Annotated in this window: 19 protein-coding genes, 1 tRNA gene and 1 riboswitch; of the genes, 6 read left to right on the top strand and 14 right to left on the bottom strand. The window is 60.5% G+C overall.

What is annotated here, in order from left to right; translation table 11 throughout:
- Positions 1-77 precede the first annotated feature (77 nt).
- From GOB82_RS08645 to GOB82_RS08635, 3 genes are all read left to right on the top strand, one after another.
- Positions 78-542 (top strand): nuclear transport factor 2 family protein, encoded by a 465-nt coding sequence (locus GOB82_RS08645; RefSeq protein ID WP_166122144.1) that lies wholly within the window; start codon positions 78-80, stop codon positions 540-542.
- A gap of 5 nt (positions 543-547) precedes the next feature.
- Complete coding sequence (locus GOB82_RS08640) at positions 548-1,099, top strand: LmrA/YxaF family transcription factor (RefSeq protein WP_166122142.1); 552 nt, start codon at positions 548-550, stop codon at positions 1,097-1,099.
- 112 nt (positions 1,100-1,211) lie between these two features.
- Positions 1,212-2,336: a metallophosphoesterase gene (locus GOB82_RS08635; protein WP_166122140.1), complete on the top strand. Its 1,125-nt coding sequence runs from the start codon at positions 1,212-1,214 to the stop codon at positions 2,334-2,336.
- Positions 2,337-2,486: 150 nt separating this feature from the next.
- On the opposite strand, the gene gcvP is transcribed toward GOB82_RS08635, so the two are convergent.
- From gcvP to GOB82_RS08605, 6 genes are all read right to left on the bottom strand, one after another.
- Positions 2,487-5,405 carry an aminomethyl-transferring glycine dehydrogenase gene (gene gcvP / locus GOB82_RS08630; RefSeq protein WP_166122138.1) on the bottom strand — a complete coding sequence of 973 codons (2,919 nt, stop codon included), beginning with the start codon at positions 5,403-5,405 and terminating at the stop codon, positions 2,487-2,489.
- A gap of 58 nt (positions 5,406-5,463) precedes the next feature.
- Positions 5,464-5,829: a glycine cleavage system protein GcvH gene (gene gcvH, locus GOB82_RS08625; RefSeq protein WP_166122136.1), complete on the bottom strand. Its 366-nt coding sequence runs from the start codon at positions 5,827-5,829 to the stop codon at positions 5,464-5,466.
- Between the two features lie 78 nt (positions 5,830-5,907).
- The gene (gcvT, locus tag GOB82_RS08620; RefSeq protein ID WP_166122134.1) at positions 5,908-7,041 is read right to left on the bottom strand and encodes a glycine cleavage system aminomethyltransferase GcvT; all 1,134 of its coding nucleotides are present in this window, start codon (positions 7,039-7,041) and stop codon (positions 5,908-5,910) included.
- A 172-nt stretch (positions 7,042-7,213) separates the two neighbouring features.
- Positions 7,214-7,301, bottom strand: a riboswitch (glycine riboswitch).
- A 61-nt stretch (positions 7,302-7,362) separates the two neighbouring features.
- Positions 7,363-8,235: a polyamine aminopropyltransferase gene (speE, locus tag GOB82_RS08615; protein WP_166122132.1), complete on the bottom strand. Its 873-nt coding sequence runs from the start codon at positions 8,233-8,235 to the stop codon at positions 7,363-7,365.
- 90 nt (positions 8,236-8,325) lie between these two features.
- Positions 8,326-8,790 (bottom strand): adenosylmethionine decarboxylase, encoded by a 465-nt coding sequence (gene speD, locus GOB82_RS08610; protein WP_166122130.1) that lies wholly within the window; start codon positions 8,788-8,790, stop codon positions 8,326-8,328.
- A gap of 157 nt (positions 8,791-8,947) precedes the next feature.
- On the bottom strand, positions 8,948-11,359 hold the full coding sequence (locus GOB82_RS08605; protein WP_166122128.1) for a hypothetical protein: 2,412 nt from the start codon (positions 11,357-11,359) through the stop codon (positions 8,948-8,950).
- 213 nt (positions 11,360-11,572) lie between these two features.
- On the opposite strand from GOB82_RS08605, the gene GOB82_RS08600 reads away from it, so the two are divergent.
- Both GOB82_RS08600 and GOB82_RS08595 read left to right on the top strand, forming a co-directional pair.
- Positions 11,573-11,737, top strand: coding sequence for a hypothetical protein (locus GOB82_RS08600; protein WP_166122126.1), 165 nt, complete (start codon positions 11,573-11,575; stop codon positions 11,735-11,737).
- 154 nt (positions 11,738-11,891) lie between these two features.
- Complete coding sequence (locus GOB82_RS08595; RefSeq protein ID WP_166122124.1) at positions 11,892-12,815, top strand: LysR family transcriptional regulator; 924 nt, start codon at positions 11,892-11,894, stop codon at positions 12,813-12,815.
- Between the two features lie 47 nt (positions 12,816-12,862).
- Here GOB82_RS08595 and GOB82_RS08590 read toward each other — a convergent pair.
- From GOB82_RS08590 to gyrA, 4 genes are all read right to left on the bottom strand, one after another.
- Positions 12,863-12,938, bottom strand: a tRNA-Lys gene (locus GOB82_RS08590).
- Between the two features lie 344 nt (positions 12,939-13,282).
- Complete coding sequence (locus GOB82_RS08585; RefSeq protein WP_166122122.1) at positions 13,283-13,777, bottom strand: peptidylprolyl isomerase; 495 nt, start codon at positions 13,775-13,777, stop codon at positions 13,283-13,285.
- A gap of 42 nt (positions 13,778-13,819) precedes the next feature.
- Entirely contained in the window at positions 13,820-14,353 is a 534-nt protein-coding gene (gene coaD / locus GOB82_RS08580; protein WP_265794519.1) for a pantetheine-phosphate adenylyltransferase, read from the bottom strand.
- Positions 14,350-17,178 (bottom strand): DNA gyrase subunit A, encoded by a 2,829-nt coding sequence (gene gyrA / locus GOB82_RS08575; RefSeq protein WP_242007292.1) that lies wholly within the window; start codon positions 17,176-17,178, stop codon positions 14,350-14,352. Before gyrA ends, coaD begins: the two co-directional genes overlap by 4 nt.
- A gap of 214 nt (positions 17,179-17,392) precedes the next feature.
- Between gyrA and GOB82_RS08570 the strand changes: the two genes are divergently transcribed.
- Positions 17,393-17,578, top strand: coding sequence for a YqaE/Pmp3 family membrane protein (locus GOB82_RS08570; RefSeq protein ID WP_166122120.1), 186 nt, complete (start codon positions 17,393-17,395; stop codon positions 17,576-17,578).
- A 123-nt stretch (positions 17,579-17,701) separates the two neighbouring features.
- Here the strand turns inward: GOB82_RS08570 and GOB82_RS08565 are convergent, their stop codons facing one another.
- The 4 genes from GOB82_RS08565 to truB form a co-directional block, all read right to left on the bottom strand.
- Positions 17,702-19,120, bottom strand: coding sequence for an NAD(P)H-dependent flavin oxidoreductase (locus GOB82_RS08565; RefSeq protein ID WP_166122118.1), 1,419 nt, complete (start codon positions 19,118-19,120; stop codon positions 17,702-17,704).
- A gap of 76 nt (positions 19,121-19,196) precedes the next feature.
- Positions 19,197-21,347 carry a polyribonucleotide nucleotidyltransferase gene (gene pnp / locus GOB82_RS08560; RefSeq protein WP_166122116.1) on the bottom strand — a complete coding sequence of 717 codons (2,151 nt, stop codon included), beginning with the start codon at positions 21,345-21,347 and terminating at the stop codon, positions 19,197-19,199.
- A gap of 305 nt (positions 21,348-21,652) precedes the next feature.
- Entirely contained in the window at positions 21,653-21,922 is a 270-nt protein-coding gene (rpsO, locus tag GOB82_RS08555; protein ID WP_166122114.1) for a 30S ribosomal protein S15, read from the bottom strand.
- Between the two features lie 25 nt (positions 21,923-21,947).
- A complete protein-coding gene (gene truB / locus GOB82_RS08550; protein ID WP_166122112.1) occupies positions 21,948-22,862 on the bottom strand; it encodes a tRNA pseudouridine(55) synthase TruB in 915 nt (304 codons plus the stop codon).
- Between the last annotated feature and the right edge of the window lie 91 nt (positions 22,863-22,953).

Genomic DNA, 22,953 nt, shown 5'->3' with positions numbered 1-22,953 from the left:
TATGCCTGACTCTCACGCTTGATACGCGCATTCTGTACTGATAGGTAAACTCAGAACCAAACGGTACAGAGGCTTTCATGATCAGACCCCCCCTCCCTCCCTTTACAGAAGAAACCGCTCCGCTGAAGGTCCGCGCGGCTGAAGATGCCTGGAACAGCCAGAATGCCGAACAGGTCGCGCAGGCATACACGCCGGACTGCTTCTGGCGAAACCGGACAGACTTCATTCAGGGACGCAAAGACATTATCGCCTTCCTGACCCGCAAATGGCAGCAGGAGCAGGATTACCGGCTGGTCAAGGAACTCTGGGGGTTTCAGGCAAACCGGATTGCCGTGCGGTTTTCCTATGAATGGCACAACGCAGCAGGCCAGTGGTTCCGCTCTTATGGAAACGAGCTGTGGGAGTTTGACGAAAGCGGGCTGATGCGCCGGCGTGTGGCCTCCATCAATGATCTGCCCATCTCTGAAGCGGACCGCAAACTGCTCTGGACAGGCGCGCGCCGGCCAGATGACTTCCCTTCCCTGAGCGACCTAGGGCTCTAGGATCTGTGGCCCGTCTTGTTTCTGAAAAAGCCGATGTCATTCCCGTGCTGGCCGAAGTTTTTCGGGAGCATGGGTATGAAGGCACGAGCCTGAGCCTGATTTCACAGGCAACAGGTTTGGGCAAAGGGAGCCTCTACCATTTCTTTCCCGGCGGGAAGGATGAGATGATGACCTCCGTTCTGGCCGCTATCGACCACTGGTTCGAGACGGAGATTTTTCAGCCCCTTCTAACCTCCACGCAGCCGGCGGCCTCTCTTGAGGCCATGTTCGAGGCTGTACTTGCTTATTTTGCCTCTGGCCAGCGCGTCTGTCTTGTAGGATTGCTGGGACTCAGCAACAGTCGGGACCGGTTTGCGGATGCCATACGGACGTATTTCATCCGGTGGGTACAGGCCCTGACAACCGCGCTGCGCGGCCGACATGCCACGGAACAGGCGGCACGGGAGCATGCCGAGCAGATTGTGGCCGGTATTCAGGGCGCGATTGTGCTGGCCCGTGCGCTTGATGCACCGGATGTTTTTGCCCGGATTGTCGGGGAGATGAAACGGCGACTCTGAAGGACCGATCCAGAGGTATCAGAGCAGAACGCTATCACTCTCAGGCACATGGGACCGGCCTGACTGGTGTCTGCTCTACCCTCTCTCGCTCTTTCATGAGGAAACGATCCCCTTGCGCCTGATTGTCTCTCTCCCGTGCCTGATTGTCCTCCTCACCTGGCTCTGGCCACTCACTCTGCCTCTGGGCCTGAAAATTTTTATCGCGGTTCTGATGCTGGGTGCAGCGCAGTTCTCTTCATGGTGCAAACTCTCCTCTGGCTCCGTGTTTGCTCCGGAATTTCCTCGCCCTCTTGTCATCCTGTTCAACTGGGCATTCGGAACGCTCCTGTTCCTCGCCCTTTTACAATGCGCGCTGATTCTGAGTGCTCTGGTCTGGTCTCTGGCTGTATGGCGGCTGGTGCACATCCCTGATGCCGTGCGTCTGGCGGCTGCCGGGCTGGCTGGGTTGCTGACCGCCGTTGCGGTGGCCAATGCGATTCGGGTGCCTGCCGTGCGCGATGTGATGGTGTTCCTGCCCGGCCTGCCCGAGCGTTTTGATGGATATCGCCTGCTTCAGCTCTCGGATCTGCATATCAGCCGCCTGTTCCCCGCGCTCTGGACAGAACAGGTTGTGGCCCGCGCCAATGCCGCCGGAGCGAATCTGATTGTTGTGACGGGAGATTTTATTGATGGCTCGGTTGCCATGCGCCGGGCTGATATCGCCCCCCTGCGCCAGCTTCATGCCCCGGATGGTGTTCTGGCCATTCCCGGCAACCATGAGTATTTTTTCGATTACGCGGACTGGATACAGCATTTATCCGGCCTGGGCATGCAGATGCTGCTGAATGCCCACACCGTTCTCACACGCGGAGACGCACATCTGGTGGTTGCGGGCGTCACGGACCTCTCCGCTGAAGGCCATGGTCAGGCTGGCCCCGATCTTGCCGCCGCTCTTGCGGGCCGCCCAGCGGGTGCGCCGGTTGTGCTGCTGGACCATCAGCCGCGCAACGCACCGGACGCGGCGAAGGCCGGAGTGGCGCTGCAACTCTCAGGCCATACACATGGCGGCATGATTCCGGGCCTCGCCTCCCTTGTCGCACGCGGGAATAACGGGTTTGTCTCGGGCCGCTACACTGTGGGCGGCATGACACTCTATGTAAGCAATGGCACCGGCTTGTGGCCCGGTTTCGCGCTGCGTCTCGCCTGCCCGCCGGAAATCACGCGCTTCTGCCTGCGGGCCGGCAAGGCGGATGCCTGACAGGCACCCGGCTGCCCCTTGTAAGTCTGAGGGGCTGTGAGTCTGTAAACCTGTGGTCTGATGCCCCCCGGCAAGCAGACTTATTCTGATAAAAAGGGGCGGCACCTTATGGCGCCGCCCCTTTTCCAGTCCTGTTTTACGGAACCGGGATTATTCCATCCACTCCGCAATGTCCGGGCAGGAGCAGATCAGGTTCTTGTCTCCATGCACGTTATCAATGCGGCCCACCGGCGGCCAGTATTTGCTGGCGAACTTGACGCCCGGCGGGAAGCAGGCGTCCTGACGGACATAAGCATGCGGCCAGGGTTCCATCGTCACGGCACTCGCCGTATGCGGAGCATGGCGCAGGGCGGAGGCTTCCACGCTGATCCGGCCTGCCTCAATGGCGCGAATTTCTTCACGAATGGCCAGCATGGCATCACAGAAGCGATCAAGCTCGGCTTTGCCTTCAGATTCCGTCGGCTCGATCATGAACGTGCCCGCCACCGGGAAGCTGACTGTCGGGGCATGGAAACCATAATCCACCAGACGCTTGGCCATATCATCCACCGTAACCCCGGCGATGTCTTTCAGCGGGCGCAGGTCCAGAATGCATTCATGCGCCACGCGGCCTCTGGCCCCGCGATACAGCACCGGATAGGCCCCGGCCAGACGGCTGACAATGTAGTTGGCGTTCAGAATGGCAAACTGCGTGGCGCGCTGAAGCCCTTCATCCCCCATCAGGCGGATATAGGCCCATGAGATGGGCAGGATGGAGGCCGAGCCAAACGGTGCCGCGCTGACAGCCAGCTCGGTCCCGGCTTCTGCCGGGTTGCCCGGCAGGAAGGGCGCCAGATGCGCACGCACCCCAATCGGCCCCATGCCCGGACCACCGCCGCCATGCGGAATGCAGAAGGTTTTATGCAGGTTGAAGTGGCTGACATCCCCACCATAATCCGCCGGGCGGGCCAGACCGACCTGCGCGTTCATGTTCGCGCCATCCACATAAACCTGCCCACCGGCTTCATGCACCAGATCACAGATTTCGCGCATGCTTTCTTCAAACACGCCGTGAGTGGAGGGATAGGTGATCATCACCGCGGACAGATTGTCCGCATGAGCCTTCACCTTTGCCCGCATGTCTTCAAGGTCGATGTTGCCCTCTTCATCACACAGCACCACCACCACCTGCATGCCCGCCATCTGGGCGGAGGCGGGGTTTGTGCCATGCGCGGAAGCCGGGATCAGGCAGACCGTGCGGTGCGCCTGCCCCCGTGCATGATGGTAGGCGCTGATAGCCAGCAGGCCAGCATATTCACCCTGCGCGCCGGAGTTGGGCTGGAAAGAAACCGCATCATACCCGCTGATGGCGCACAGCCATTTTTCCAGATCCGCAAACAGGGTCTGGTATCCCTGCGTCTGGTCCTGCGGGGCAAAGGGGTGGATGTCACAGAAGCCAGGCCATGTGATGGGAATCATCTCCACCGTGGCGTTCAGCTTCATGGTGCAGGAGCCGAGCGGGATCATGGTGCGGTCCAGCGCCAGATCCTTGTCGGACAGGCGGCGCATGTAGCGCAGCATATCGGTTTCAGAACGGCAGGATTTGAAAACCGGCTGCTTCAGGAAGGCCGTTTTGCGTTCCAGTTCCTGCGGGATCACGCTCCCGGCAGGGGCCAGCGCCGCGGCCATGGCATCCACCCGGCCCTGTTCCGCACAGAAGGAGGACCAGACCGCCGCCACCGTGCTGGCAGAACTGGTTTCATCCAGACTGATGCCAACACGGCCCGCACCCGCATCGCGCAGGTTCAGCCCGGCAGAGCGGGCGCGGGCCAGAATATCCTGCGCCCCGGCCCCGGCCTGCACTGTGATCGTATCAAAAAACGCCGTGGTTTCCACCGTAACGCCCAGCGCCCGCAGACCGGAAGCCAACGTGGCGGTCAGGCCGTTAATGCGGCGGGCAATGGCGCGCAGGCCATCCGGCCCGTGGTACACCGCATACATCCCGGCAATAACAGCCAGCAAAACCTGCGCCGTGCAGATGTTGGAAGTCGCTTTTTCGCGCCGGATATGCTGCTCACGCGTCTGGAGCGCCAGACGATACGCCGGACGCCCGGCACTATCGACAGACACACCCACGAGACGGCCCGGCATGCTGCGCTTCCACGCATCCCGCACCGCCATATAGGCCGCATGCGGGCCGCCAAAGCCCATGGGAATGCCAAAGCGCTGCGTGGAACCAATGGCGATATCCGCACCCAGTTCACCCGGCGGTGTCAGCAGGGTCAGTGCCAGAGGATCAGCCGCCATCACGGCAATGCCGGAGGCCGCATGCAGGGCTTCAATCACGCCGCGCGGGTCAGCCACCGTGCCGGATGTGCCGGGATACTGGAACAGCGCCCCGAAAACCTCCGCGGGCACCAGATCCGTCAGCGGGTTTCCGTAAACCAGCGTAATGCCCATGGGCAGGGCACGGGTTTTCAGAACCGCGATGGTCTGCGGGTGGCAGTCCGCATCCACAAAGAACGCAGTCGCCCGGGATTTTGCAACACGCCGCGCCAGCGCCATGGCTTCCGCCGCCGCCGTGGCTTCATCCAGCAGCGAGGCATTGGCAATATCGAGGCCGGTGAGTTCGGTAATCATGGTCTGGAAGTTGAGCAGCGCTTCCAGACGGCCCTGGCTGATTTCCGGCTGATACGGCGTATAGGCCGTGTACCAGGCCGGATTTTCCAGAATGTTCCGCTGAATAACGGCAGGCAGGATGGTCCCATAATAGCCCTGCCCGATAAGAGACGTCATGACCTGATTCTGCCCGGCCAGTTCCCGCAGGCGGGCCAGAACAGCGCTTTCGCTCCAGCCTGCCCCGATCTCCATGGGCTTTGTGGCCCGAATGGCCGCAGGAATGGTTTCCTGCGTCAGCGCCTCAAGGGAGGAGACCCCCACGGTCTCGAGCATAACCGCCAGATCATCCGGCGTGGGGCCGATATGGCGGGCCACAAAAGGCCCCGCCTCCGGCTGAAGGCCCGCAAAGGCTGGCAGGGTATCAACAGAAGAACCGGACGTGCGGTTCGGGCCGGAAGCAAGGGAGAACATGCGGGGGTATCCTGAAAAAACTGGGCAGTAGTCGTGACGTTTCCAGAAGGCCGTCCTATCAGGCGATGAAGGCGGCGTAAGCGTCTGCATCCATCAGGGCATCAAGCTGCTCCGGCTTGGCCAGACGGAATTTGACAATCCAGCCTTCTCCTTCCGGGTCGGAGCTGACACGGGCCGGGTCATCCGCAAGCTGGGCATTGCTTTCCAGCACTTCCCCATCAACCGGGGCATAAATGTCAGATGCAGCCTTCACGGATTCCACCACAGCGATGGAGTCCCCTGCCTGCACCACGGTCCCGGCATCACGGGTTTCAACAAACACCAGTTCACCCAGCTCTTCGGCTGCGTGTTTGGTGATGCCGACAACGGCGGAATCGCCCTCTACGCGGAGCCATTCGTGTTCTTTGGTGAAATACAGCGTCATTGGTCAGCACTCCATAAAAACAGATATCTTGAAAAAACCTGAGGGAAACTGGAAAAAACCGGCCCTTACTGCCAGCTCTTACCGTTTGAAACGAGCTGGAACAAACGGCAGCACATGCACAATGGCCGGCACGGCACGGCCACGCAGTTCCGCCACGACCGGAGTGTTCGGCGCGGCATAGTCCGTTGCCACATAGGCCATGGCCACGGGAGATTCCGCCGTGGGGCCGAAGGCACCGGAGGTCACCTTGCCAAGAGGCGTTGTGAATTCACCATCCGCGTAAAGCGGCGCGCCACCGCGCACAGGGGCACGGCCTTCAGGCAGCAGGCCAACGCGGCGGCGGGAAACCCCCTCTTCAAGCTGCGCCAGAATGACATCAGCCCCCGGGAAGCCCCCTTCCCGCACGCCACCACGGCGGCGGCTTTTCTGGATGGACCATTCCAGCGCGGCTTCAACCGGGGTGGTGGTCTCATCAATATCGGAACCATAGAGGCACATCCCGGCTTCCAGACGCAGGCTGTCCCGCGCGCCAAGGCCGATCAGCTTCACCTCGGGCTGTTCCAGCAGCTTGCGGGCCACGCGGGAGGCATCCAGCGCAGGGACCGAGATTTCAAACCCGTCTTCCCCCGTGTAGCCGGAGCGGGAGATGATGCCGAGCGCACCCCCTACATCCACTTCGCGCACTTCCATGAAGGTCATGTCCCGCACGGAGGGGGCCAGCCGTGCCAGCGCGGCTTCCGCTTCCGGCCCCTGAAGGGCCAGCAGGGCGCGGTCTTCCAGCACTTCCACCAGACAGTCGGCCAGTTCATCCTGAAGATGCGCGATATCGGCCGCCTTGCAGGCGGCATTGATCACCAGCAGCAGGGATTCTCCCATCCGGGCAACCATCAGGTCATCCAGAATGCCACCTTTTTCATTGGTGAACTGCGTGTAGCGCTGCCTGCCACTCTTGAGGGAAACGATATCCGCCGGAACAAGGCGCTCGAGCGCATGCGCCGCAGCCGCGCCATCTCCCGAACGGGCGCGCAGACGCACCTGCCCCATGTGGGAGACATCAAACAGCCCCGCATGGGTGCGCACATGCCGATGCTCCGCCATAATGCCATCGGCATAATTCAGCGGCATGGCATAGCCTGCAAACGGCACCATCTTGCCGCCTGCGTCCACATGCAGGTTATAGAGGGGAGTGTGAAGGAGAGAATCAGCGCTCATGGCCGCAGCCTTCCGTAAGAGGACGAGGCCGTTTTTCATACGCTGCGCAGATACTAACGAAGAAAGACAACATAAGGGCCCCGGACCAGGATAATCCGTCTGCCCCTTCTGTTTTTTTGCCTGAGATCGCTATCCCGTCGGCGGGCGCTCAGGCGCCACTCTCCAGAAGTTTTACTGCGCAGGGTCCTTTTGCCTGAGAGTTTCCGGGGCGGTTGCTCCTTCGGCGCCGGTGCAGGACCGGTCTCTCCCTCTGCGCGGGTGGAACCGTGACATCATTGCACTAGCAAGTCAATCACGATCCCGGTCAGTCACGTGTGCGTGTTACACTTTTTCCGCAGGCAGATGACGGGCGATATACGGCGGCAGATTAAACGACCCGACGTGAATTTCGGGTGTCCAGTACTGCGTTTTTCCCAGAATTCCGGCTGCCTCTGCGCGGGCGCGCACGGCGGCCACATCCTGACCCGCCGGGTTTTTGCCCTTGGAGGCAATCCCCAGTGTCATGAACCCGCCAACATAAGTCGGCACAGCCGCTACATAGGCAGACACATGCGGGAAAAACTTGGCGCGGCGCAGGCTGGTTTCATGCAGTTCATCCGCCTGCATGAAGGGTACACCGCACTGATTGACAATGAGCCCCTCGGCCGTGAGCACGCGGGCGCAATGTTCATAGAACGAATCTGTAAACAGGACTTCACCCACGCCAATCGGGTCTGTGCTGTCCACAATAATGGCATCGAAAGATGCATCCGCGGCGCGCGCCACGTAATCAATCCCGTCTCCCACAATCACCTCGGCGCGGGGGTTGGTCCACGCATCACCGGCAATTCCGGGCAGATATTTTTTGGAAAGCTCGATGACAGCGCCATCAATTTCCACCATCACGGCCTTTTCCACACCCGGATGTTCCAGCACCCGGCGCAGCACGCCACCATCCCCTGCGCCGATAATCAGCACAGTGCGCGGGGCGGCATGCGTGAACAGCGGCACGTGAGTCAGCATTTCCTGATAAACGAATTCATCGCCTTCAGTAATCTGCACAACACCATCCAGCAGCAGCACGCGCCCGTGCGACTCGCTTTCAAACACCACAATGTCCTGAAACGGGCTGCGGGTGCGCGCCAGTTCCTGTTTGACACGGAAGCGCTGGCCCCAGTTGTCATACAGGGTTTCTTCAATCCATTGGTCAGCCATGATTTTCCAGTCCCGATTCAGCGGACAGGGGCCAGAACAGATGTTCTGGCCCCTGCCGGAAAAATACACCACACTGCTGGAGCGTGATGCTTACAGGGCAACGCGCCCGCGCCGCTGTTCATCCACTTCCAGACGACCTGCCTGAAACAGGCGCTGCATCACGGGGATAGCCAGATTGGGGTCACATGCCCCGCACATGAAGATATCCACGGCTGCAAAGGCACGCTCGGGCCATGTATGAATGGATATATGGCTTTCGGCCAGCACGACCACGCCAGACACGCCGCCATTGGGCGTGAAATGGTGGAAATGACTGTGCAGAATGGTCGCACCTGCGGCAAGAGCCGCTTCACACAGGGTGCGGTCGATCTTTTCAGGATCGTCCAGATTTGTGGCATCCCACAAATCAACCAGCAGGTGTGTACCTGCAAACTTCTCGCCATCTTTTTCGACGAAGTAATCCTTGCGATCATCGTCAGACGAGACCGGAACAGAAATTGCCTGGTTATTGCTCGGGTGTTCCGAGACCATCCCCAGTTGAGCAAGTGCGTTCATCGACGTACCCCCAAACCAGTAGATAGCCTGTTGGGCGGGATCGCCCCCTTGGGCCAAGAGCGCGAGTAACTACGGGCTCATGCCCCCCCTGACAAGTCTTATCTGCGCCTCAAGTGCATTTTTTCCAAAAACCGTCACAAAAGTGCACACACCCTTCTCAATGCGCGGGGTTATGCGGCGTGATTTCCTGGAATTTCATGGCCAGAAGCGCATCGCGCTCACGCCCCAGCGTGCGGCCTGCCAGCCAGTCCTTCAGGCGAACCAGTGTTTCCGAATCGTGCGCGGCGGCGGCATCGGTTGCCAGACGCAGGGCCAGATTGCGCTGCGGCTCCGTAAGCCCGCCCTGCTCCGGCAGCCCCCGGCTGGCCAGACGCCCGACAACCTGCACAGCCTCCCCCCACCGGTGTGCGGATTCATATAACTGCCCACGCAGGTCCAGCCCGGCATCGGACTCATCCTCCGCCAGCAGCCGAAGGGCCTTGCCGGGGTCTCCGCTGGCGGCGGCCAGACGGGCGGCGTCATAGGTGCGCTGGGTGGCCAGATCTCCCGGCATGGCGGGGGCTGTCGCACGATCCAGCGCCTTCTGCGCCAGAGCGGGCCGGCGGGCCTGCAATCCGGCCTGCGCCAGAAAATCCTCCGCCTCCGCACGAGCTACAGGCTCCGCCTGAAGGGCCACCGCCTGACTGAATGCCCGGGCTGCCGCGTCTGGCTGGCCTGCGGCCAGCAGCAGTCGCCCATACCCTACCAACAGTTTTGCCTTTTTGCCCCCCTCATCCACACGGGACAGATGGGAGCCGACGAGAGCAAGCCGCGCGGCAGGCTTCAGGACCTGCTCCTGCCCAGCGGGCGGGAAAATGAGATCCCGCAAGGCTGTCTGATACGCTGCGGCCAGCACATCCTGCGGGATGTCCGGCCCGGCATGCAGGCCGTCCAGCACCGCCAGAGCCGCCTGCACTTTTCCCGTCACAGTCAGGGCATGGGCCAGCCCCAGCGCCGTCACGGCTTTCGGGCCAGCGGGGAGTGCGCCGGGCTGCCCCTCATTTTCCAGAAGTTTGCCATAGGCCTGCACCGCCGTAGCCGGAGCCAGCATATCATGCTCCAGCATCAGCCCGACCAGCGCCGCACGGGCATAGGCGGCTATGCGAGGGGAGGAGGAGGCTGTCAGATTTTCCAGTGCGACACGCGCGGTTTCCACATTCCCGCCGCGCGCCTGAAGCAGGGCGCGGGGGAGATCATAAAGACTGTCATCCGGCAGGGTGCCCGGCAGGGCCATAGCAGCAGCATCTCCAAACCGGGCGACATAAGTGGCCATTTGCGGAAGAAGCAAAGCACGCACCGGAGCCGGATAGGCCCGCACCTGCTCAAATCCGGTCGCCAGCAGGAGGGAGGCCGTACGGCTGTCTCCTCCTGTTTGCATCAGATACAGACCACGCCAAACACGGGTTTGCGGGGAATCGCCAAAATCTGGTCCGTCCAGCACCTGCGCCCGGGTGGGGTGCCCTGCCAGCAGGGCGGAGGCCGCGCGCAGGAAGGCTGTTGCAGTTTTCACCTCCTCTGCCCCGCCGGTCACTCGCTGCATGACAGACGCCAGAACAGACCCGCCACCTGCGGTGGTGGGCGATGCGCCGCTGGCCTCCAACACTTGCAATGCCTGCGCCGGCTGGCCTGCGGCAAAGGCGGCCTGTGCTGCGGCCAGACGCTTTTCCGCACTCAGCCCGGCCCCGGCGCGCAAAGCTGCCGACACCTGCGCCTGCATGCGGGTGCGCAGTGTATCTTCCGGCGCATCCTGCAGGCCAAGCCATGCCCAGTCCTGCCCGTGCGCCCCTGCAGAAAGAGGGGCGGGAGTATCTCCAACCGGCAGCGCGTGCAGCGCCACCGCATCCACCACCGCGCCCTCCGGCGTGGCGCGCAGGGCAATCTGACCGGAGTCCGCCGCAATCACCACGCCCTGAAGCGAGGGCTGCACGCTATAGCCCACAGCCCGCCGCACCTGTTCCGTGCGACCGCTCCCTACCCGGGCGGTTGCAATCAGCAGGCGGCCGCCGGAGGCTGGATCAGGCAACGAGACCACCCACCCCGGCTGCTTCAGGGGAAACAAAATCGCGCCGGGTCGGGAAACAGGTGCCGGACTGAGCGGAGACGCCGGGCTTTCAGCCTGCACGCTCCAGCCGTCCGGCTCGCGGAGCAGGGCGAGCAAGGGGTGCGCAGGCAGATGCAAGCGCACAAGCGTTGCGGTATCCAGCACCGTGACATCCAGACTGGAAAAAATGTCGCTGCCACCATGCCCATGCGCCAGAACCGGCACGGCACGGTCTGCCACCACAATGAAATCCGGACCCGACCAGAAGGCGGCAACACCAGTCTGTGCATCAAAGGGCAGGAAAAGCCGATGTGCGGAGGCTCCGTCCTCCTGCTGGCCAAGACCATCACGCGTAACAGACTGGAGGGGAGCAGCATGCAGGCCATCCACACCGCTTTCCGCAGCAAACACCCTGCTTGCGGAAAGAAGAGCAGCCTGAGAGGCCAGTACCTGCGTCAGCACAAGGCAGGAGAGTACCCTGCGCGCCATTCTGTTTCCCGACACGGGCTTTTTATTACTCCCTGCACACAGCCGCCTTGGCGCGGCGGGCTCTTTTTTTGCATCATTCCGCAGGTCTGACAAAGAAAAATACGTTTTATTCACAAAACGGAAGAATTTTTAGTGACTTTGCTTTTATCAGGCTTGAATATTGCCGCAGAGTTGCCGTGATTCCCACGGAATATTTATGACATGGAGGTTCTCATGAAGCATATTGTTTTTGGTCTTTGTCTTATTGCTCCCCTGATACTCGCAGGCTGTGCCGGTGGCCGCTACCATCATCACCACGGGGATCGCTCCAACTGGAACTATAACCACCACGACAACGGCAATAATCACTACTACCCTCAGCGCCCCATGCCCCGCTAACGGTGGCTGATACCCCCTTTTGCTCCCGGGTGATGGTTTTCCGTCACCCGGGTGTTTGCGTTGGGGCTTGCGCCAATGCCCGAGCCGGGGAACACTGACCAGACCGCCACTCAGGCAGAGGGCGGATGTGCTGGCCCTGACCTTGTGAGTTTTTATGCTCGACCGCATTACAAGCATGCAGGTTTTTGTAAAAGTTGTCGCAACCGGCAGCTTTACCGGGGCCGGGCGGGCTCTCTCCCTTTCCCAGACAATGGTGACAAAGCATATCACGGCTCTGGAAACCCGTTTGGGCAGCATGCTTTTTCACAGAAGCACCCGAAAGCTTTCCCTGACGGAGGCTGGCCGCCTGTTTCTGGAAGGCTGCCAGAAAATTCTCCCGGAACTGGAAGATATTGAACAGACCGTTACGGAGCAGCGACGCGAACCCCGTGGCCTTCTGCGGCTGAATGCACCGGTTTCCTTCGCCATTCGTTATCTTGCTCCGCTCCTGCCGGAATTCAGCAAGCGATACCCGCTGGTCACCGTAGAACTGGGCGTGAATGACCGCACGGTAGACCTGATTGAGGAAGGGTGGGATCTCACCCTGCGGGTCCGCCACATGGCCTCCAGCACCCTGCGTATGCGCAGGCTTGCCACCATCAGCATGGTGGTGTGCGCCGCCCCCGCCTATCTGAAAGAGGCCGGAACGCCTGCCACACTGGCTGAACTGAGCCAGCATGCCTGCCTGGGCTACACGCTGAGCGAGACAGTGGGCGGTGCCTCACGCTGGTCTTTTGGAGAAAAGGGCGAAAAATCCGTTCTTGTTTCCGGCCCGCTCTGCGCCAACAATGGAGATGTGCTGCGTGAAGCTGCCATTGCCGGACAGGGGATTATCTACCAGCCGACTTTTATCGTGGCGGATGCGCTGCGGAACGGCAGCCTGAAGGCGCTGGCGCTGGACGCACCACCCACCCCCGGCCCAGCACTCCATGCCGTTTATGCACCCGGCCTGACCACACCGCTGAAAGTGCGGGCAATGATCGATTTTCTCGCCGAACAGTATGACGACACCCCGCCATGGGACAAAGACCTGCCATGACCCGGAAGGGCAGAGAAGCTTTTGAGTATATCAGGGGAAAAACACAATGGTGAGCCGGGAGGGACTCGAACCCTCGACCATTCGATTAAAAGTCGAATGCTCTACCGACTGAGCTACCGGCTCACATTATTGGTTCAGCACACAGCATCAGCAGCCTGAGCGGCGGGATGTGTTTGCTGGAACGCTGTCTAGACGGATCATTCCTGTGGTGTCAAGCGAAGAGACCGCTTTCAGTCCTGAAAAAAGGATTCTTTTCCCCGCATTCCGGAATCACGGGCGGGCACTGCATGTTCCTGCCCCGCCTCAGGCCACCACACTTCATCCTGCGGCCCCCTGCCTGCTCCCGGAATGCATCGCCCCGCACGCAGAGAGCGCCGACTTTGTGGAGCACAGAGAAAAACCCGCATAAAAAAAATGCGGCCCCGAAGAGACCGCATTTTTCAGACGCAAAAAACAGTCTGATAAAATCAGGCGTTTTCAGCAGAAGCCGGACGCATGCTTTTGATCAGGTCCGGGTCCTTCACCACGCCGGAACCACCAGAGCCACGCTTGATTTTGTCAATGTGCTCCATGCCTTCAATCACATCACCCACAATGGTGTACTGGCCATCCAGATGCGGGGAGGGCTCGAACATGATGAAGAACTGGCTGTTCGCGCTGTTCGGGTCAGACGTGCGGGCCATGCCCACAGTGCCGCGCAGGAATTTGGCATCCCGCGTGAATTCGGCTTTCAGGTCCGGCAGATCACTGCCGCCCATGCCGGTACCCGTCGGGTCACCCGCCTGAGCCATAAAGCCTGAAATAACGCGATGGAACGGCACGTTATCGTAAAAGCCCTGAGCGGACAGCGTGCGGATACGCTCAGCCGCGAGGGGAGCAATGTCCGAACGCAGGCGGATGACCACGCGGCCTTCGGGCACGTCCATATAAATCAGATCATTTTTATCTGTGTCGGCGGTCATAAAACTTCTCCTTGAACACTCGGTAACAGCACTGTGGGCCTGTTACCCCCCTGCCCGCGCCTTCAGCCGGGCGAGCAGGCGTTTTTGTGTGCCGGGTGTCACGAATTCGGAAATATCTCCGTGATACCCGGCAATTTCTTTCACAAGGCGTGATGAAATGAACTGTGTCCGTTCAGACGCCATGAGAAAAACAGTTTCAATGTCCGGGGCCAGACGGCGGTTCACGCCGGACATCTGAATTTCATAGTCGAAATCCGTCAGCACTCGCAGGCCACGGAAAATAAGCGAAGCCCCATGGGCGCGCACGGCTTCCACCAGCAGGGAATTGAAGGAGACCACTTTCAGATCTCCCTCCACCCGGCTGGCAATGGCGGGCAGGGCTTCCTCCACACAGGCCACACGTTCTTCCAGCGGCATGAGCGGATTTTTGCCCGGGTTTTTCGCAACACCAATCACCAGGCGGTCCACCAGCCGGGCTGCACGCTCGATCACGTCCAGATGCCCGGCGGTCACGGGGTCAAATGTCCCCGCGTAAAAGCCTATGCGCCGAGGCTCGGCACACACGCTCTTGGTCACGCGCCTTCATCCGGTGATGCGGACGCGTCATCAGGACCCGCCGCAGGAGAGGAACTGACCGCAGGCGGTGCGGCCCCTTCCGTCTCTCCGGTTTCTTCATCTTCCATAACCGGGAAGACGCTGCTCACGCGTTCATCCTCATTCAGGCGGAAGAGCGTGACACCGCTGGCCTGACGCGACATGACACGCACCTGATCAACCGGCACACGGATCAGGCGGCCTGCATCCGTCACCAGCATCACATCCGTTCCATCAAGCACCTGAAGGGTGGCAGCCACTTCCGTGCCGCGCTTGTTGGGCGAGAACGTCATGTTGGTAATGCCCTGCCCACCACGCCCGCTCACGCGGTAATCATACGCGGAAGAGCGGCGGCCAAACCCGCCATCGCTTACCACCAGCAGAATTTCCTCCGCGGCTTCAAGCTGGGCGAAGCGCTCAGGTGTGAGCAGTTCAGAACCGGATGTGGTTTCCTCTTCATCCGCATCAACCACCGGGGTTTCGGACTCTTCCTCACCCTCAACGGCATTTTCAGCACGGCGTTTGGCATTGGCCATCCGCAGGTAAGCCGAGCGTTCCTCCACCGTGGCGTCAACATGGTTGAGCACGGCAAGGCTGATCACTTCATCCCCTTCCGCCAGACGGATACCGCGCACGCCCGAAGACCCACGGCCTGCAAACACGCGCAATGTTTCATCCGTAATCTGGAAGCGGATACAACGAGCCTTGCGGGTGGCCAGGAACACATCCTGCCCTTCGCGGCAGGTGGCCACACCAATCAGCCTGTCCCCTTCATCCAGCTTCATGGCAATCAGCCCGGAAGAACGGATGTTGCGGAAGTCACTCAGGCGGTTGCGGCGCACGCCGCCGCTGGCTGTCGCGAAGACAAGGTGCAGGGATTCCCACAGCTCCTCATCATGCGGCAGAGGCAGCACGGCCGTAATCGTGTCCGACCCCAGATCAGGCAGCAGGTTCACCAGCGCGCGGCCCTTGGCCGTGGGGCTGGCTTCAGGCAGACGCCACACTTTTTCCCGATACGCCTTCCCACCGGAGGAGAAGAACATCACCCACTGGTGCGTATGCGCATTGAAGGAGCGGACCAGAATATCATCACCGCGTGTCCCGGCCCCGGTGCGGCCACGGCCACCCCGGTTCTGGGCGCGATACACATCCAGCGGTGTGCGCTTGATGAAGCCTTCACGCGTGATGGTGACAACCATCTGGCCGGGTTCAATCAGGCTTTCATCATCCTGATCTCCGGCGTAATCGGAAATTTCGGTGGCACGCGGTGTCGCAAGTTCAGCGCGGGCCAGCATCATTTCATCACGCAGCACTTCCATGCGGCGGACATGGCTGCCGATAATTTCCAGCAATGTGTTGATACGAATGGCAACTTCGGAAAGTTCGCCCTGAATCTTGTCCCGCTCAAGCCCGGTCAGGCGCTGCAGGCGCAATTCCAGAATACCGCGGGCCTGGGCTTCCGTCAGGCGGACCTTGCCATCCACAACCTGATTGCCATCATCATGGATCAGCGCCAGCAGCGGCGCCACATCTCCGGCATCCCAGGTTGCGGCAATCAGGGCTTCACGCGCGCTGGCGGCATCGGGTGCAGCGCGGATCAGCGCAATGACCGCATCAATGTTGGCAACGGCAATGACCAGACCAACCAGAATATGCCCGCGATCCCGCGCCTTGTTCAGGTCAAAGCGGGACCGGCGCAGAATGACTTCCTCACGGAAGGCAATAAAGGCCTGAAGGACGTCTTTCAGCCCCATCAGACGCGGCTGCCCGCCATCCAGCGCCAGCATGTTCACCCCGAAGGAGGTCTGAAGCTGGGTGAAGCGATACAACTGGTTCAGCACCACTTCCGGCGTGGCATCGCGCTTGATTTCAATCACCACGCGCATGCCGGAGCGGTCAGATTCATCACGGATATCCGCAATGCCTTCAATCTGCTTGTTGCGCACCAGATCGGCAATGCGCTCCTGCAGGGTGGCCTTGTTCACCTGATACGGAATTTCCGTGATGATAATGGCCTTGCGGTCCTTGCGGATTTCCTCAACTTCAGCCCGGGCGCGGATAATCACGGCGCCACGGCCTGTGGCGAACGCGCTGCGAATCCCGGATCGCCCGAGAATGATGCCACCGGTCGGGAAATCAGGCCCCGGCACGTACTGCATCAGTTCTTCCAGATCCATCTCGGGCTTTTCGATCAGCGCGAGTGTCGCATCAATCACTTCTGATGGATTATGCGGCGGGATGTTGGTGGCCATCCCCACCGCAATGCCGGTCGCGCCATTGATGAGCAGATTGGGGAAGGCTGCGGGCAGAACCGTTGGCTCATGCTCGCTTTCATCATAGTTCGGCTGGAAATCGACTGTATCGCGGTCAATATCCGTCAGCAGGAAGGTCGAGGCCTTGGCCAGACGCGCTTCCGTATAACGCATGGCTGCCGGGCTGTCTCCGTCCACGGAACCGAAGTTCCCCTGCCCGTCAATCAGCTTGACGCGCATGGACCAAGACTGCGCCATACGCACCATGGCATCATAAATGGAGGCGTCACCATGCGGATGGTATTTACCCATCACCTCACCGACCGCACGGGCCGATTTGCGGTAAGGTTTATCGTGCGTAAATCCGCTTTCGTGCATGGCGTACAGAATGCGCCGGTGCACCGGCTTGAGGCCATCACGCACATCAGGCAGAGCGCGGCTGACAATCACCGACATCGCATACGCGAGGTAGGAGGAGCGCATTTCCTCCTCAATGGTGACAGGAATAAGGTCAGAGGGTACCGGCGATCCCGGCTGGTCAGAAATCTCGGTCAAGGTCCATCCGTCTTGTTCATGGCCGCGCACCCTGCCCAAACGCGGGGCGCGCCTTAAAACGCGTAAGGGCACACCGCACGGTGTACCCTGCATGTTGTTCTAGCACACAAAGGCCGAGGCACCTAGGGCCGCGCACCGGGCTTGTTTTCCTCACGCCGGACCGCCATCCTGCCCGTATTGGCGTCATGCCTCTCCATGGGAGTCTCTTATCATCATGCGTCTGCTTCTTGCCCTGCTGCTGCCCTGGCTTCAGTTCTTCACCATCGGTCGGCCGTTCTCCGGCCTTATCTGCCTGTTTTTGCAGATTACGATTATCGGCTGGATTCCGGCTGCCATCTGGTCTGTCTACGCACTGAGCCAGTATGAAACCGACAGGAAGATTGCCCGCGCCGGCCAATAAGGCCCGGCCTGGGCCCGCCCGGTAAAGCCGCCTTCGGCCAAGGCCCAGTGTGCCGGAGCCGAAGGCAAAAAAAGCCCGCCAGACACAAAGCTGGCGGGCTTTTTTGAAGCAATGGCGCGGGATTTAACGCCCCGTCATGATCCGTTCAACCAGTTGCCCCACCGTCGGCACAAAGCCGTTGGCGTAGAACGGGTCTGTTGCAAAACGCCACGCATTGGTGCCGCCGAACATCAGGTTATGGTCCATCGCATCCTCCGCTTCCGGCCCGCTGGCGTGCGCCACGGTCTGAAGCGTTTTCTGGATGCAGAAGGAGCGCGGATCAGCCTTATGCCCGGTGGAATAGTTCGGGGCGTTCTGGCTCCAGTTGGAGAACTTGCATTCGGAAAGACAGCCCATGCAATCAATCTGGTCCGCCATGATCTCGCGTGCGCGGTCAGGTGTCACAAAAATCAGCGTGGAGTCCGGGGTGCGCATGGCTTCTGTAAAGCCCTGCGCTTCCCATCCGTGAATGCGCTGGAGGTCTTCCGCCGCCACAAACACCTCGCGCTTGCGCGCACCCACGCCGTACGACGCAGTATGCGCCCCCAGCGCTTCCGGTGAGAAGGCAACCTGCCGCTCGGAACGCTCACGCAGTTCCTGCATGAAGCTGTTATTCACGGCAGAGGAATAAAAACCGGTAGGGGAGAAACGGTTGAGATAGACATCACCCTTTTTCAGGGTGAGCAGCCGGTTTTTCCAGGCCTGCGGAATCGGGCTTTCCTGCGTGAGCAGCGGGCGTGTGCCGAACTGGAACACAATCGGCCCCAGTTCCGGATTATCCAGCCAGTCTTCCCACTCTTCCAGCCACCAGACGCCACCCGCCATGATAATGGGAGTTTCATCCAGCCCGAAGCTGCGCATCAGTTTGCGCAGAGCCGCCACGCGGGGGTAGGGATCTTCCGGATTAAGCGGATCTTCCGTGTTGGACAGGCCGTTATGCCCGCCTGCCCGCCAGGGGTCTTCATACACCACGCCGCCCAGAAGTTCGGACGTCTTGCTATAAGAACGCTTCCACAAGGCATTGAAGGCCCGTGCGGACGAGACGATGGGGTAGTAATACACCCCGTACTCCGCAGCAATGTGGGAAAGCCGGTAGGGCATGCCCGCGCCACAGGTCAGCCCGTGGATCAGGCCTTTGGCCCCTTCCAGCACGCCGGAAATCACGCGTTCTGCCGAGCCCATTTCCCACAGGATATTCGCATGGATACGCCCGCGGCCGCCTGCAATCTCATGCGCGACCTGCGCCTGTGCAATGCCGCCCCGGATGGCGTAGTCCACCAGTTCCTCATGCCGCTCCCGGCGGGTACGGCCATGATAGATCTGCGGAACGGGGTTTCCGGCTGAATCGTAACTGTCCGCATTGACAATGGAGACCGTACCGGCCCCACCGGCAGCAGCCCATGCTCCGGCTGACGCACCAGTCGAAACGGAAACACCCTTACCGCCTTCTACCAGCGGCAGGACATCCACGCCCCCCATGCGAACTGTGTTGATCGCCTTCATAACTGTCCTATCGTATTGTCTGGCAAGCGCCGGTCTCTGATCAGGGGCTCCTGCTCAGGAGCCCCTTGGGGGATGCTTACTCAGCATCCCGGCGCGGAGCGCGCGCAGGCCGGGCACCTACGGCTTCCGTGACATCAGCCCCAGTTTCCTGGTCAACAACACGCATGGACAGTTTCACTTTGCCCCGGTCATCAAACCCGATCACTTTCACCTTCACCTCATCGCCCTGCTTGACAACGTCTGTCGTCTTGCCAACGCGGCCCTGTGCAAGTTCGGAAATGTGAACCAGACCATCCCGTGCGCCCATGAAATTCACAAACGCGCCGAAATCAGCCGTTTTTACAACCTTACCGTTGTAAATGCGGCCAATTTCCGGTTCGGCCACAATCCCGTTGATCCGGTCAATCGCCTTCTGGGCCTGTTCATCAGACATGGCCGCGATGGTGATTGTACCGTCATCCCCGATATCAACCTTCGCACCGGAATATTCAACAATCTCACGAATAACTTTACCGCCGGACCCGATCACATCACGGATCTTTTCGCGCGGCACCGTCATGGTGGTGATTTTCGGTGCGGTGGAGGACACGTCTGAACGGCCTTCCGTCAGCGCCTTGCTCATTTCACCCAGAATGTGCATGCGGCCATTGCGGGCCTGAGCAAGCGCGATCTTCATGATTTCCGGCGTGATGGAGGTAATCTTGATATCCATCTGAAGGGCGGTCACGCCCTGTTCGGTGCCAGCCACCTTGAAGTCCATGTCGCCCAGATGATCTTCATCACCCAGAATGTCGGACAGAACGGCGAACTCTTCACCTTCCTTGATCAGACCCATGGCAATGCCCGCCACAGGGCGCTTCAGCGGCACACCGGCATCCATCAGCGCCAGAGAGGTGCCGCATACGGTCGCCATGGAGGAAGAGCCATTGCTTTCCGTGATTTCAGACACCACACGCAGGGTGTACGGGAATTCCTGACGGGAAGGCAGCAGCGGGTTGATTGCGCGCCAGGCCAGCTTGCCATGCCCGATTTCACGACGGCCCGGAGAGCCGATACGGCCGCATTCCCCCACGGAGTAGGGAGGGAAGTTGTAGTGCAGCATGAAGTTGGTGCGATATTCGCCCTGAAGCGCATCAATCACCTGCTCATCCTGCGCCGTGCCCAGTGTGGTCACAACCAGAGCCTGTGTTTCACCACGTGTGAACAGGGAAGACCCATGAGCGCGCGGCAGCACACCGACTTCAGACACAATCGGACGCACCGTGACCAGATCACGCCCGTCAATGCGCGTGCCGGTCTTGAGCACGGATGAACGCACCACGTCTGCTTCCAGATCCTTCAGCATCGGCTTGGCGGCATCAACATCCAGCTCTTCTTCAGCCAGCTTGGCCAGAATCGCTTCCTTGGCCGCGCCGATCTTTTCGTAGCGGGCCTGCTTCTTCTTTTCCTTGTAGGCGTCCGCAATCAGCTTGCGGCCAATCTTGTCAACGCGGGTGCGCAGTTTCTGCGCTTCCTTGGAGACTTCCGGCAGATCCCAAGGGGATTTCGCGGCGTGTTCAGCCAGGGAGATAATGGCTTCGATCACCGGCTGGAAAGCCTTGTGGCCAAAGGTCACGGCTTCCAGCATCACGTCTTCAGACAGTTCAGACGCTTCGGATTCCACCATCAGCACGCCTTCTTCCGTGCCGGCAACAACCAGATCAAGCTGTGTTTCGGTCAGCTGCTCAAGCGTCGGGTTCAGGATGAATGCACCATCCTTGAAGCCAACGCGAGCGGCGCCAACCGGGCCGAAGAAGGGAATGCCAGAGAGCGTCAGCGCTGCGGAGCAACCGATGAGAGCCGGAATGGAGGGGTCATTTTCCATATCGTGCGCCAGCACGGTGGCAATGACCTGCACCTCGTTACGGAACCCTTCGGGGAACAGCGGACGGATCGGGCGGTCGATCAGGCGGGACACCAGGGTCTCGTTCTCGGACGGACGGCCTTCACGCTTGAAGAAGCCACCGGGGATCTTGCCCGCGGCGTAGGCTTTTTCCTGATAGTTGACGGTCAGCGGGAAGAAGTCCTGCCCGGCCTTGACCGATTTGGCGCCCACAGCGGTACACAGGACAACAGTTTCACCATAGGTGACAACCACAGCGCCATCAGCCTGACGGGCGATCTTGCCCGTTTCCAGCACCAGCGGACGGCCGCCCCATTCGATTTCTTTACGGTAGTAATTGAACATACGGTTCTGCCTTACATTTCATTCATGGCCACATGAACAGGCGGGGAGAACCGATGGAGCGGACAGCGCCTCGGACGGCATGGTGACTGGTGGCAAAACCACCCAGGCGCCATGTGGTCGGAAACGCCGTGGCCCGCCGGGATCAGGATCCCGCACTCAGACCTGTGGCTGTTTACGTTTCATACGCAAAGACCGTTATGGCCCTTACGCGTGGAGCTATCATCACACACAGCCCCGAAAAAGGGAAAGGGTGTGGCTTGCGGAATGACCCGACAACCACACCCTCCACACCTTGAACGCTGGTCTTAGCGACGCAGGCCCAGACGCGCGATCAGCGCTTCATAACGGCTCTGGCTCTTGCGGCGCAGGTAGTCGAGCAGGCTGCGACGACGGCCAACGAGAATCAGCAGGCCACGGCGGGAATGGAAATCCTTCGCGTGGGTCTTCAGATGCTCGGTCAGGTTGACAATACGCTCGGTCAGGATCGCGACCTGAACTTCAGGTGAACCAGTGTCCGTGGGGGACGTCTGGTATTCGCTGATGACTGCCGTGCGGCGTTCTGCGGTAATCGACATCACATGTCTCCGTACAAAGAAGGTTCTAGAGAATCCGCACAGGGCGCAGGAAGCCGTCTTCACGCCGGCAAAGGCCCAGTACGCGCCCCCCTTCCATGGCCCGGATGGGTGCGTCCTCATCAATCTGGGGGAGACGATCCATCAGATCGACAAGGCTGAGCGCCTGTCCGTGCAACAAGGACACTGCTTCGTCTCTGGTCAGGGCCACCGCCGGGATGTCGGCCAGCGCGGTCGCGACCGGACGCAGCAGTTCCGGTGAGGCATGCGCGTTGTCGTCGTTTAGGACAATTTTGTCCAGAACAATCGCATCCGCCTCCGTAAAAGGCCCAACGCGCAGGCGGCGCAGGGCCGTAATGTGCCCCACGGTGCCGCAGGCCAGCGCCACATCCCGCGCCAGGGCGCGCATGTACACCCCCTTGCCGGATTCGACTTCAAAAATTGCCGTATCCCGATCAGGCCGTTCGATCAGCTCGAACCGGTCCACCCGGGCCGGGCGCGGCGGGAGTTCCGGCGGGCGGCCTTCACGCGCCATGTCATAGGCACGTTCTCCGGCAACTTTCAGCGCGGAAAACACCGGTGGCACCTGCATGATGTCCCCCGTCAGGGCGGGAAGGGCGGCCCGCAGTTCCTCATCCGTCGGGCGGACATCGGATACGGCGGTCACGTTGCCATCAGCATCGTCACTATCCCGCGCTTCCCCCAGCCGGAGCGTGAAGCGGTAGATTTTTGTGCCATCCATAATATACGGCACGGTTTTTGTAGCCGCCCCGAAAGCCAGCGGCAGCAGGCCGGTGGCCAGCGGGTCCAGCGTGCCGCCATGCCCGACTTTCTGCGCATCAAAAATCCGTTTGGCCCGACCGACCATCTGGGTGGATGTCACCCCGGAAGGCTTGTCGATCACCAGCCAGCCATCCAGGGGGCGGCCGCGTCTGCGTCGCATGAAGAACTCCCGTTGTCAGATATCACAAGACCGGCCTCGTAAAACCGGCAAATCCCGGCTGCATCTAGCGGACCCGCTCCGCCGCCGCAAT

It is taken from the genome of Acetobacter farinalis (assembly GCF_011516935.1).
In the GTDB taxonomy this organism is placed as follows: domain Bacteria; phylum Pseudomonadota; class Alphaproteobacteria; order Acetobacterales; family Acetobacteraceae; genus Acetobacter; species Acetobacter farinalis.
The sequence above is the reverse complement of the archived record's forward strand: the minus strand, read 5'-3'. Positions and strand labels throughout refer to the sequence as shown.

Coding starts and splice junctions, on each gene's coding strand:
- GOB82_RS08645 (WP_166122144.1), top strand. CDS start 78: ATGATCAGACCCCCCCTCCCTCCCTTTACAGAAGAAACCGCTCCGCTG.
- gcvP (WP_166122138.1), bottom strand. CDS start 5,405: ATGTTCTCCCTTGCTTCCGGCCCGAACCGCACGTCCGGTTCTTCTGTT.
- gcvH (WP_166122136.1), bottom strand. CDS start 5,829: ATGACGCTGTATTTCACCAAAGAACACGAATGGCTCCGCGTAGAGGGC.
- gcvT (WP_166122134.1), bottom strand. CDS start 7,041: ATGAGCGCTGATTCTCTCCTTCACACTCCCCTCTATAACCTGCATGTG.
- speE (WP_166122132.1), bottom strand. CDS start 8,235: ATGGCTGACCAATGGATTGAAGAAACCCTGTATGACAACTGGGGCCAG.
- speD (WP_166122130.1), bottom strand. CDS start 8,790: ATGAACGCACTTGCTCAACTGGGGATGGTCTCGGAACACCCGAGCAAT.
- GOB82_RS08605 (WP_166122128.1), bottom strand. CDS start 11,359: ATGGCGCGCAGGGTACTCTCCTGCCTTGTGCTGACGCAGGTACTGGCC.
- GOB82_RS08600 (WP_166122126.1), top strand. CDS start 11,573: ATGAAGCATATTGTTTTTGGTCTTTGTCTTATTGCTCCCCTGATACTC.
- GOB82_RS08595 (WP_166122124.1), top strand. CDS start 11,892: ATGCTCGACCGCATTACAAGCATGCAGGTTTTTGTAAAAGTTGTCGCA.
- GOB82_RS08585 (WP_166122122.1), bottom strand. CDS start 13,777: ATGACCGCCGACACAGATAAAAATGATCTGATTTATATGGACGTGCCC.
- GOB82_RS08570 (WP_166122120.1), top strand. CDS start 17,393: ATGCGTCTGCTTCTTGCCCTGCTGCTGCCCTGGCTTCAGTTCTTCACC.
- GOB82_RS08565 (WP_166122118.1), bottom strand. CDS start 19,120: ATGAAGGCGATCAACACAGTTCGCATGGGGGGCGTGGATGTCCTGCCG.
- pnp (WP_166122116.1), bottom strand. CDS start 21,347: ATGTTCAATTACTACCGTAAAGAAATCGAATGGGGCGGCCGTCCGCTG.
- rpsO (WP_166122114.1), bottom strand. CDS start 21,922: ATGTCGATTACCGCAGAACGCCGCACGGCAGTCATCAGCGAATACCAG.
- truB (WP_166122112.1), bottom strand. CDS start 22,862: ATGCGACGCAGACGCGGCCGCCCCCTGGATGGCTGGCTGGTGATCGAC.